This window comes from Campylobacter sp. BCW_4338, from assembly GCF_001763255.1.
Lineage (GTDB): Bacteria > Campylobacterota > Campylobacteria > Campylobacterales > Campylobacteraceae > Campylobacter_D > Campylobacter_D jejuni.
On record NZ_MJYJ01000063.1, the window covers coordinates 1 to 12080 of the forward strand.

10 protein-coding genes and 1 pseudogene are annotated in these 12080 nt (G+C 32.3%); 5 read left to right on the forward strand and 6 right to left on the reverse strand.

Going from position 1 to position 12080, the window contains the following annotated elements; translation table 11 throughout:
* Window positions 1-1047: pseudogene (gene capC, locus AJN69_RS08090) on the forward strand (autotransporter adhesin CapC); the annotation flags it as partial.
* A 621-nt stretch (window positions 1048-1668) separates the two neighbouring features.
* Here the strand turns inward: capC and AJN69_RS08095 are convergent.
* From AJN69_RS08095 to nspC, 6 genes are all read right to left on the reverse strand, one after another.
* Entirely contained in the window at window positions 1669-2601 is a 933-nt protein-coding gene (locus AJN69_RS08095; RefSeq protein ID WP_002867229.1) for a formate dehydrogenase subunit gamma, read from the reverse strand.
* Window positions 2598-3239 carry a formate dehydrogenase FDH3 subunit beta gene (gene fdh3B / locus AJN69_RS08100; protein WP_002851264.1) on the reverse strand — a complete coding sequence of 214 codons (642 nt, stop codon included), beginning with the start codon at window positions 3237-3239 and terminating at the stop codon, window positions 2598-2600. Before fdh3B ends, AJN69_RS08095 begins: the two co-directional genes overlap by 4 nt.
* Window positions 3236-6040: a formate dehydrogenase subunit alpha gene (locus tag AJN69_RS08105; RefSeq protein ID WP_079860826.1), complete on the reverse strand. Its 2805-nt coding sequence runs from the start codon at window positions 6038-6040 to the stop codon at window positions 3236-3238. The genes fdh3B and AJN69_RS08105 overlap by 4 nt, the downstream gene beginning before the upstream one ends.
* Window positions 6040-6231, reverse strand: coding sequence for a twin-arginine translocation signal domain-containing protein (locus AJN69_RS08115; protein ID WP_002862162.1), 192 nt, complete (start codon window positions 6229-6231; stop codon window positions 6040-6042). Before AJN69_RS08115 ends, AJN69_RS08105 begins: the two co-directional genes overlap by 1 nt.
* Window positions 6206-6919: a molecular chaperone gene (locus AJN69_RS08120; protein ID WP_002862163.1), complete on the reverse strand. Its 714-nt coding sequence runs from the start codon at window positions 6917-6919 to the stop codon at window positions 6206-6208. Before AJN69_RS08120 ends, AJN69_RS08115 begins: the two co-directional genes overlap by 26 nt.
* A gap of 303 nt (window positions 6920-7222) precedes the next feature.
* Entirely contained in the window at window positions 7223-8371 is a 1149-nt protein-coding gene (nspC, locus tag AJN69_RS08125; protein WP_002867225.1) for a carboxynorspermidine decarboxylase, read from the reverse strand.
* Between the two features lie 123 nt (window positions 8372-8494).
* Here nspC and cueO point away from each other — a divergent pair, with 123 nt between their 5' ends.
* From cueO to AJN69_RS08145, 4 genes are read left to right on the forward strand one after another with little or no spacing between them, the layout of a single operon-like run.
* Window positions 8495-10036: a multicopper oxidase CueO gene (gene cueO, locus AJN69_RS08130; protein WP_044778904.1), complete on the forward strand. Its 1542-nt coding sequence runs from the start codon at window positions 8495-8497 to the stop codon at window positions 10034-10036.
* A gap of 1 nt (window position 10037) precedes the next feature.
* Window positions 10038-10259, forward strand: a complete 222-nt coding sequence (locus AJN69_RS08135; RefSeq protein WP_002779488.1) for a MoaD/ThiS family protein — start codon at window positions 10038-10040, stop codon at window positions 10257-10259.
* The gene (locus tag AJN69_RS08140; protein WP_002862166.1) at window positions 10260-10706 is read left to right on the forward strand and encodes a molybdenum cofactor biosynthesis protein MoaE; all 447 of its coding nucleotides are present in this window, start codon (window positions 10260-10262) and stop codon (window positions 10704-10706) included.
* 3 nt (window positions 10707-10709) lie between these two features.
* The gene (locus tag AJN69_RS08145; protein ID WP_002881768.1) at window positions 10710-11900 is read left to right on the forward strand and encodes a molybdopterin molybdotransferase MoeA; all 1191 of its coding nucleotides are present in this window, start codon (window positions 10710-10712) and stop codon (window positions 11898-11900) included.
* Window positions 11901-12080: the final 180 nt, after the last annotated feature.

Genomic DNA, 12080 nt, shown 5'->3' on the forward strand with positions numbered 1-12080 from the left:
GGTGTAAAACTAGCCCTACAAATCAAAAAAGACACAGACAATACAGGTAAATCTGTATCTAATCTCAATTCAGCTTCTAGTGCAGTAAATACCACTATGAATATTTCTAATGATGTTTCTATAGGTTCTCGTGTAGCAATGCTAAACAATCCTTTTGGAACTTATGCTTCTAAAATGAATGGCCTTAAATTTGCTGCTTTAGATAGTGATATGAGACCAAGCTATGTAAATGAATATACCAATAGTATTTGGGCTAATGCTTTTGGTGATGCTAACATTATCGATGGAGATAGTGGTGCAATGTATGGTGCTACCGTAGGGGTAGATAAACAAGCTAATGATAATATTTTATGGGGTGCTTATTTTACTTATGCAAATGCTAAAATCAAAGACAATAATTTAGAACAAAAAAGCGATAACTTCCAATTAGGTATGTATTCTACTATCAATATAGCTCCACAATGGGAACTTAATCTTAAAGCTTATGCTCAAGTTTCTCCAACTAAACAAGACAATATTCAAACAGATGGTGCATATAACTCAGATTATACAAGCAAATTCTTAGGATTTAGTGCTAATGTAGGTCGTGTGTTTGACTTTAGTGATAATACTTTATTTATTAAACCTTTTGCAGGGATAAATTATTATTTTAGTTATACTCCATCTCATACAGAAAATGGTGCTATTGCTAAAGATATTGATTCTATGAAAAACAATTCTGTAAGTGTTGAAGTGGGTGCTGAATTTAGAAAATATATGAATGAAAACTCTTATATTTTTGTAACTCCAAAAATAGAACAATTTGTTATCAATAATGGTGATGATTACACAGCTAATTTAGCTATAAATAATGCTTTCTTTACTAGTGTAGAAGCTAACAACAAGAAAAAAACATACGGACAAATTATCGTAGGGGGTAATGTAGATTTTACAAATCAACTCAGTATGAATCTTGGCTTTGGTGCTAAACAAATACTAGCAGGTAAAGTAGATAATAAAAATGAAACTTACTTAAGTGGTCAAGTAGGACTTAAGTATAAATTTTAATCTTAAACTTTTTGAGAATTCTTTACAACGAAATTCTTGTTAAAACACAAGAATTTAAAAGTTTTAACCTATATAGTACGGCAATCTCTGCCGTGCATAGGATTAAAAGAGATATAACAAACACGCTTTTTTACTACGCAGTGTAGATTAAAATGTAAATGTTTTTAAGAAATTAAATTAGAAATAAATTTATTTTAAAATATTTTTAATCACTTTTACTTTGACTAAATTTAAAAACATCTTAAAAATTAATAATATTCCTTAATAAAAAAAGATAAAAAATGCTAAAGTTTAAAAAACCTAGTGTTTATGGAGATTAGAATGATTAAAGAACAATATTTATAATTGCTTTAATTGTTCTTATTCTTATAGCTAATTTAATCAAACAATAAAATATGTTAAAACCTTACTTAGTCAATCTTTAAACACAAATTCTTACTAGGCTTTGGTAGAGAGTTTAGCCTAGATCAAATCTCACCCCAAAATAAAAATCTAATTTAATTAAACTTATTTTATTAATGAAAAAAAGTCCTTAATATAAAATATCGAATTTAAGTATAAGAATTTTATAAATATTTAAATTTAAAAATCTCTCTTAAACTAAGAGAGATTGATAAAAAATTAAATTTTCACATTAGGATCATAAGAAAAACTAGGTTCAATTTGCTTTTTATTGCTTAATTCTTTATACCAATAAGAATGTAAAATATAAACCTCTTCTTCTTCTTTATAACCACTAATCATAGAATGGATACTGCCTTTGATTGCAAATACTGCCATATAAATATGCACGCCAAAAAACACTGCACACACTATACCCAAGAAATTATGCACTATAGCTGAAATTCTTAAAAGTTCAATTTGAGTTAAACCAAAAAGACCTTGAATTGCCGTGGAATTAAAATCAAGAAAATACATAAATCCACCTGTAATTATCATCAAAAATCCACCAAATACAGCTATATAATACCAAGATTTTTGACCAAAATTAAACTTACCTGCAGGTACAGGACGTTTTACTTTGCTTAAATAACCACCTACTATCATCATCCATCTGATATCATAACTTGCAGGAAGCATTCTTTTAATCCACCATAAAAACATAGGGATTATAGAGATGATAAATAAAACCGTTGCAAAAGCATGTAAATTTTTACAAACCCTTACAAAAAGTCCGCCTCCAAAAGTCGCCCCAAACATCATCACAAAACCAGTTGGCACTAAAATCACCCAAGAAATTGCCGCGATAAAATGAAAAAGTCTTTCAAATAATGTAAAAGCATAAATTTTCTTTCCATCGTGTGAAAATTGCTTAGGTCCTATAACCATATAATGCAAAGCAAATGCAGATAATACCGCAATAACAGCGATTAAAGCTATAGTAGCTATATATTCACCTTGCAAAGTTGTCCAAAGTTTGCCAAAAGTATCATAATTTGGGATATTTGTAATACGATGAAAATCCCAAATTTGAGTATCTTGTCCCATTCTCTCGCTACCATAAGCAAATAAACTTACCACGCTTAACAAAAGCGTTACAAATACTTTTCTCATAAGCGTTCCTTTCCTGTGTAAGCAATCTTCCACTCCAAACTTTCTGAAGGATTTGGAATGCCATAATTTCTATTCATAAGTCTATTATGATAAATCTCTTCTATTTTAGAACTTTCACCTACTAAAAGTGCTTTTGTCGAACACATCGCAGCACATACAGGAACTTTTCCTTCTGCGATACGATTTTGACCATAAAGTTCTCTTTCTTTTTCTGAATTCGTTGCTTCAGGGCCACCTGCACACATAGTACATTTATCCATAATGCCTTTATTTCCAAAAACACTATCTTTTGGAAATTGTGGTGCACCAAAAGGACAAGCATAAAGACAATATCCACAACCTATGCAAATTTCTTTATCGTGCAAAACAATACCATCAGCACGGATGTAAAAACAATCCACAGGACAAACGATAGAACAAGGAGCATCATCACAATGCATACAAGAAATAGAAGTTGAAACTTCTTTTCCTTGAATTCCTTCATTTAAAGTAATCACACGGCGGCGGCGAATATGAATAGGAAGCTCATGTGCTTCATCACAAGCTACCGCACAACCATTACAATCAATACAACGCTCATTATCACAAAAGAATTTCAAGCGTTCTTTTTCTAAATTTGCAAAATTTACCTTACTCATTTTCCATCCTTACTGATTCTACAAAGCCCACCTTTAGTCTCTGGAATCTGACACATGATATCATAACCATAATTTGTTACCGTATTAGCACTTTCTCCGCTTGCATAAGGCTTAGTTCCTTCTGGGAAATTGTGCGTTAAATCCACGCCTTGCATAACTCCTGTAAAATGGAAAGGCAAGAAAATCATATCTTTTGCTACACCTGGATTAACCTTCACTCTTACATGAATTTTAGTGCCTTCTGGAGAATGTACCCAAATCATATCTCCTGCTTTAATGTCTTGCTCTTTTGCTAATTCAGGATTGATCTCACAAAACATTTCAGGTGTTAAACGCGTTAGATACATAGACGCTCTATTTTCCATACCTGCACCATTTAAATTCACAAGTCTTGCGGTAACAAGATTAAGCGGGAATTCTTTAGAATAATCCTTAGCTTGTTGTACAGAAACAAATTTAGTATCCACGCGATAAAGTGCTTTTTGATCTTCAAAACTTGGATATTTTTGCACCAAATCGTTTCTTGGAGAATGTAAAGGCTCACGGTGGAGTGGAATTTTATCTTTAAAAGTCCAAACTACAGCTCTAGCTTTAGCATTTCCATAAGGAACTATGCCTTTTTCTATACATTTAGTTGCTATGATATTGCTATCATCATAAGACCAAGTTGATCCCATTTTTTCTTTTTCTTGAGCACTTAAAGTAATGCCTAAAACTTTTTCTATATTATCTTTAGTAATTTGTGGATAACCTGTATCAATAGGCGAATTTAAAGGCGCATTTTTAGCAAGTAAACTCTCTCCTTCATACTCAAGTCCAAAATTGTTTCTAAAGCCCATACCACCTTTTGCTACTTCAATGTCGGTATTATAAAGCACAGGAGAACCTGGATGCTTATCACTCCAACAAGGCCAAGGAAGCCCGTAATACTCGCCAGCAACTTCGTCTTTTCCTTCTAAAGTTACCTCATCAAATTTATCCCAGTATAAAGTATGTTTTTTAAGCCTTTCAGGACTCCAACCATTAAGCCCTATACTTCTAACTGCTTTTGCAATTTCTCTTGTTGCATTTTCAGGCCAAACGATCTCACCTTTTTCATCGCGTAAAGTCTTGGTAAAGTCTTCATAAAAACCTAATTTTTTAGAAAGCTCAAATAAAATTTCTTGATCTTCCATGCTTTCATAAAGTGGATCTACAACCTTAAATCTCCATTGTCCACTACGATTTGTAGCTGTTACACTTCCGCTTGTTTCAAACTGTGTTGCTGCAGGTAAAAGATAAATCCCATCTTTTCTTTCTGCGATAATCCCTGCTTCATTTACAAAAGGATCAGCCAAAACTAAAAGCTCTAAAGCTTCCAAACCTTCTTTAACTTTTACTTGTTGTGCGGTTGAAGTGATACCATTTCCCATAACTACTAAAGCTTTTAAAGGCGTTCCTGCATTATCGATAGCATCATTTCCATCTTTTCCATTTAAAGCTGCTGCCCACCATCTAGCAAGTGAAAGTCCGGTTTTATGCATCCAATCTTTACTTACAAAATTTCCTAAAAGCCATTCATAATCCACACCCCAAATTTTGGCATAGTATCTCCAAGTCGCTTCATTTAAAGGATAATAACCAGGTAAATTTTCACTCAAACAAGCCATATCCGAAGCACCTTGAACATTATCGTGTCCGCGTAAGATATTAACTCCGCCACCAAATTTACCTATATTTCCAAGTACCATTTGCACAATAGGTGCTAAACGTGTATTTGAAGTTCCTACAGTATGTTGAGTTAAACCCATAGCCCAAATAAGCGTAGTTGGTTTGTTTTTAGCTACTTCGTGAGTGATTTGCACCAAAAGTTCTTTAGAAATTCCCGTAACATTTTCTACTTCTTCAGCTGTCCATTTTGCTGCTTCTTCACGAATTTTATCAATTCCAAAAACTCTTTCATCAAGATATTTTGTATCTTCTAAGCCTTCATCAAAGATGATTTTTAGCATTCCATACATGAAAGCAATGTCAGTTCCTGGACGAATTCTTGCATAAATATCCGCTTTTGCCGCACTTTTTGTAAATCTAGGATCTACAACGATAAGCTTTGCACCTTTTTCTTTTGCTTTTAAGAAATGTCTAAAACCCACAGGATGATTTACCGCTGGATTTGCCCCAATGATAATGATACATTTACTTCTTTGAATGTCTCCAAGATGGTTTGTCATAGCGCCATAACCAAATGTATTCGCCACACCGGCGACTGTTGCGCTGTGTCAAATTCTAGCTTGATGATCTACATTGTTTGTTCCAAAGAACGCTGCAAATTTACGCACATAATAAGCTTGTTCATTGCTCATTTTTGCAGAACCTAAAAACATAACACTTTCAGGATTTTCTTTACGATAAGCAGCTAGTTTTTCTCCGATCTCACTTAAAGCTTGTTCATAACTTATGCGTTTCCATTCTCCATTTTCTTTTTTCATAGGATATTTTAAACGCACATGTGAACGCACCATATCGATCATATCAGATCCCTTGCAGCAATGTCCACCTGAACTCACAGGATGATCTTGAGCGATTTCTTGACGCACCCAAACACCATTTTGCACTTCTGCAATAATCCCACAGCCTACAGAACAGGCTGTACAAACCGTTTTTACTTTTTTACTACCTTCATAAGCTTCTTTAAGCTCATCAGCACTCGCTTCTCTTAAAGTTTCACTTCTAGCAAGCAACGGTGTTGCTAAGCTTGAAAGTGCTGCCATTTTAAGAAAAGAACGACGCGTAAGCTTGATATTTTCACCTACACTTGACATTACTCAGCCTTTATATAATAATTTTCCCAATTAGCACTTCTTTGAAAAAGCACTTCTTTTTTCTTACTTTTACCTTTAACCAAATCTTTTCTTTCTTTATCTTTAGCTAGAGCTAAAGTCGTGCTACCAAGCACTCCAGCAGCCCCTAAGGCAAAAGCGGATTTTTTAAGAAATTCCCTGCGATTTTTCACGAGTCCTCCTTTGTTTATTTGCTTCTCTTCTTAAAAATTCTGAACGCGATAGATCGTTTTGCACTTTTTTAGAATTTATTTTTGCAGGTTTTTCCACTTCAAAGCAAAGTCTTTCAAATTCCATAAAAGCCGATGCAATACTTGCAATTTCCTTATATAAATTCGCATTTTTATTCATGAAAACATCGCCTAAAAACTCATCAATGCTTTTATTGATCACTTTTTCAAAAAGCTCTTTGGCTAAATCATCTTCATTTTGCCTTAAAAATTCACTCATTAACAATAAACAAAATCCAACACTATCTTCACTTTCTTTAAAAAATTTTTCATTGCGTCTTATTTTACTTTTGACTAAAATTTGACGCACGCAAAGTAAAGGATTTGAATTTTCAAAACCTTCTTCCATGTAAGAAAAAGTCGTTGGAATGCTATTTTTAAGACTTAAAAAAAGCAAATCATATTCTTTAAAAAATGCTTGTATAGAATTTTCATCATCTAAATGCTTAAGCAAGATATCAAAATTTGATTTTAAATTTTCATCAAATAAACATTCTTGCATTGTCTTTAAATACTCTTGTAATTTTGACAATCTTTCTTCAGAAAATGAAAAAACAAAAAGCTCTCCTAGACATTGATAATAAAGACTTCTAGCTAATCTTAATTTTTCCAAATCCATTAAAGCCCCCATGCATTCAAAATTTTCAAAAATAGCTTTAAATTTTGCTTGAATGAATATTATGCAAAATATACCTAATATTCATTTTAAAGCCGATTTTTAAATCGATTTATCTTAATACTATTTGATTTAAAAATCACTGAATTTCAATAAAATTCCACAAGGATTTAAAATATTAAAAAATCATACCAAAATATTGAAAATTAGATATTTGAGTTGATTTTATATTTGAAAAAATAAAATACTTTGCATAAAATTTATATCTTTGATTCTCTTCCAAATAAAATTAACATTTTATGCAAATTATAAATAATACTAATTTCTTAAAGAATAATCCTTATAAGAAAATTCTCTTATCATTTGAAGTTCATTTTTTGCATTTAAAAGCATGAGATTTGGAAGTCTTATACCATTAAAAGTTGTGTTTTTCACAATGGTGTAATGAATTTGATCTAAAAAAACAATTTTATCGCCGATTTTAAGCTTTTTATCAAAGGCGTATTCTCCCATTACATCACCCGCTAAACAAGTATTTCCAGTAAGCAAATAGGAAAATTCGTTCTCTTTTAAGTCTGAAATTTTTTCATTTTCTCTTGTGGCTAAAATTCTAGCATTTAAAACTTCACTTGTATAAGGCATGATGATAGTATCTGGCATATGTGCTTCGCTTGAAGTATCTAAAATGGCAATTTGTTTTTCATTTTCTATGATATCTACTACACTAGCCACCAAATTTCCTGTTTGCCAACCCACCGCTTCGCCTGGTTCAAGATAAACTTGCACGCCATATTTATCACTGAAATTTTTACACAAAGCAATAAGCTTTTCAACATCATAGCCTTTTTTAGTGATGTGATGTCCTCCTCCAAAATTCACCCATTTCATTTGCCCTATCCATTTGCCAAATTTCTCTTCAAAAGCCTTTAAAACTGCTTCTAAAGCATCAGCACTTTCTTCACAAAGTGCGTGAAAATGAAGTCCTTCTATAGCATTTAAATCCACATTTTCAAAATCTTTAGCACGAATTCCAAGTCTTGAGTATCTTCCACAAGGATTGTAAAGTTCTTTTGGGGCTAGAGAAAATTCAACATTACAACGAAGGCCTAAGGAATTTTTTTGTGTTTTAGCTTGAAATTTATGAAATTGGGCTAAAGAGTTAAACACTATATGATGAGATAAACTGGCTATTTCACCTATTTCATCTTCTTTAAAAGCAGGTGAATAAGTATGAATTTCTTTATCCATATATTCTTTAGCAAATTTTGCTTCCCAAAGTCCGCTACAAGTACAACCTTTTAGGTATTCTCCAACAATTTTCATCGCTCCTGAAAAAGCAAAACCTTTTAAAGCTAAAAGCACTTTAGCACCACTTTTTTCACCAACGCTTGCTAAAAGCTCACAATTTTTTCTTAATTTATCTTCTTCTAAAATATAAGCTGGAGTTTGAATTTTTTCATAAAACATTATTTTTCCTTGATTAAATTGCTAAAATCATAACAAAATTAAACCAAATTTTCAAAATAAATATTTACTAAAGTTAAAAAAATAATGACTATAATACAAAAAATCAAGCAAAAGGAAAAACTAATGAATAGAAGAAATTTTTTAAAATTTAATGCACTTACTCTAGCAAGTATGGGTGTAGCCTATGCAAATCCTATGCACGATATGCACTCCATGCATAAAAATCATTCTATAAATCATGACTTAGATACTTCTTTTATAAACTTTGCTCCAAAAAATTTAAAGCTTTTAGATCCAAAACAATTCCCCCAAGGAGAAATTTTAAAAGCCTTGCCTTTACTCAAAAATGAAAGTAAAGAAAAAAATATTTTTCGTGCTACCCTAGAAATCAAAGAAAATCATATAGAGCTTATCAAAGGTAAAAAAACCTTATTTTATACTTACAATGGCCTCGTGCCTGCTCCAAAAATAGAAGTTTTTGAAGGAGATAAACTTGAAATTTTAGTCAAAAATAAACTCAAAGAAGCTACAACTATACATTGGCATGGCGTTCCTGTGCCACCTGATCAAGATGGAAGCCCACATGATCCTATCTTAGCAGGAGAAGAAAGAATATATCGTTTTGAAATTCCTCAAGATAGCGCAGGAACTTACTGGTATCATCCACATCCTCATTATACGGCTTCTAAACAAGTTTTTATGGGTTTAGCAGGGGCTTTTGTGATCAAAGCAAAAAAAGATGCTTTAAGTCATTTAAAAGAAAAAGATTTGATGATTAGCGATTTGCGTCTTGATGAAAACGCTCAAATTCCAAACAATAACCTAAATGATTGGCTAAATGGTAGAGAAGGAGAATTTGTACTCATCAATGGACAATTTAAACCTAAAATCAAACTCGCCACAAACGAACGCATACGCATTTATAATGCTACTGCGGCAAGATATTTAAATTTACGCATACAAGGAGCTAAGTTTATACTTGTTGGTACTGATGGTGGACTTATAGAAAAAGCTATTTATAAAGAAGAACTTTTCTTAAGTCCTGCTTCTCGTGTAGAAGTTTTAATCGACGCTCCAAAAGATGGGGAATTTAAGCTAGAAAGTGCTTATTATGATAGGGATAAAATGATGGTAAAAGAAGAACCTAATACCCTATTTCTAGCCAATATTAACCTAAAAAAAGAAAATGTAAAACTTCCAAAAAAATTAAAAATTTTCAAACCTTCAGAAGAACCTAAGGAATTTAAAGAAATAATCATGAGTGAAGATCATATGCAAATGCATGGTATGATGGGAAAAAGTGAAAGCGAATTAAAAATCGCTCTTGCATCTATGTTTTTAATCAATGGCAAAAGCTATGATTTAAAACGCATTGATTTAAGCTCCAAACTTGGAGTAGTTGAAGACTGGATAGTGATAAACAAATCTCATATGGATCATCCTTTCCATATACATGGCACGCAATTTGAACTCATCTCATCAAAACTCAATGGCAAAGTTCAAAAAGCCGAATTTAGAGCCTTAAGAGATACTATAAATGTGCGTCCTAATGAAGAATTAAGACTTAGAATGAAACAAGATTTTAAAGGGCTTAGAATGTATCATTGTCATATTTTAGAACATGAAGATTTAGGAATGATGGGAAATTTAGAAGTAAAGGAATAAAATGGTAAAAGTGGAATTTTTAGGCCCCATAAATAAAGAAAATTTAGAACTTGAGGTAAAAAATTTAAAAGAATTAAAAGAAATTTTGCAAAAAGATGAGAGTTTAAAAGAATGGCTAGAACTTTGTGCCGTATCTTTAAACGATGAAATCATTTTTGATGAAAACACTAAGTTAAAAGATGGTGATAAAATAGCACTTTTACCGCCAGTTTGTGGGGGTTAAATGAAACATTTTACACTTTATCAAGGTTCTTTAGATATTCCTAAAATTTATAGACAATGGTATGAATTTGCCAAGGATAAAAACTGCGGTGCTTTACTGACTTTTTGTGGTATTGTGCGTGAAGAAGAAGGCATTGAGGCACTTAGTTTTGATATTTATGAACCGCTTTTAAAAAAATGGTTTAATGAGTGGCAAAAAAGAGTAGATTTTGATGGTATTAGCTTGCTTTTTGCTCACTCTATAGGCGATGTGGCGGTTCATGAAAGCTCTTATTTTGCAGGAATTTTAAGCAAACAAAGAAAATTAGGACTTAAACTTCTTAATGAATTTGTTGAAGATTTTAAAGCAAGTGCACCCATTTGGAAGTATGATGTGATAAACAAAGAAAGAATTTATGCCAAAGAAAGATCAACCAAACTTTGCGGTGCAGGACTTTTAAAAGGATAAAAAATGTTAATGTCTTATGAAGAAAGTTTAAAAATTTTACATTCTCATATCAAAACCTATGAAAAGATTGAAAAAATAGCTCTTACAGAGTGTTTAGGACGCATTTTAGCTCAAGACATAAAAGCCCCTAAAAATCAGCCTGAATTTCCAACTTCGGCTATGGATGGTTATGCGATCAAATTTGAAGATCAAAATAAAACTTTAAAAATTTTAGGCCTCACACCTGCGGGCACTATGCCACAATTTAGCGTGCAAAATGGCACTTGTGTAAAAACCTTTACAGGCTCACTCATGAGCGAAGGAAGCGATACTTTAGTCCCTGTTGAAAATGTACGCGTAGAAAATGATACTCTTTTTATAGAAAAAAAAGTTCCCCAAACTTTTGCCGTGCGTGCGGTAGGAGAAAACTATAAAAAAGATGAAATTTTACTCAAAAAAGGCACAAGGTTAAATTATAGCGAAATAGCTCTTTTGGCTGAACTTGGATTTTTTCACATTAGTGTGTTTATAAAGCCTATTGTAGGAGTTTTAAGTAGTGGAAGTGAGATCAAAGATCTAGGAGAAGCCTTAGAAAATCCCGCTCAAATCCGCTCTTCAAATCATATCGCCATAGCTAATTTAGCTAAAAATTTAAATTGTGATACAAGGGTTTTTCCTCTTTTAAAAGATGATGAAAAAGCCACTTTTTCTACCCTTGAAAGTGCTTTGCAAAGTTGTGATATTTTAGTTACAACTGGCGGAGTTTCTATGGGGGATTTTGACTTTTTGAAAAAAGCTGTCAAAGAATACGAAATCATCATCGATAAAGCCGACATAAAACCAGGTAGACATATCAAAATAGCCAAGGCTAATGAAAAATTCATTATCGCCTTACCAGGTTTTCCTTACTCGGCTATGGTAATGTTTAATCTTTACGCAAGAGAGATTTTAAACTCTTGGTTACTTCAGCCTAAAGACTATATTTGCAAAGCCTTCTTACAAGGAAGCTACAAGAAAAAAACACCTTATTTGGAATTTGTCGCTTGTAACATAAAGTTTGAAAATGGACGCATTTTAGCTAATCTTGAAGGTAAAAAAGAAGGCTCTAGTGCGATTATAAACAATCTTAACAATAAAGCTGCCCTTATGGTGGTGCCAAAAGAATGTGAAATGTTAGAAAATGAAAGTTTAGTGGATATTATCTTTATGCCTTAAAATTATTTAAATAATTTTATTTCGATTTTAATCAACCATAAATTTCAATAAATTTCAAATTTGCAACCTCCTTTTAGTGGAGTAATTAGCCCTAGCGGAGTTTCAATCCACTAGGGTTTTTAGTCCCTTTTTAAATTTCTTTATGGTAAAATAAATTTTTTATAAACTCATCATAAGAAC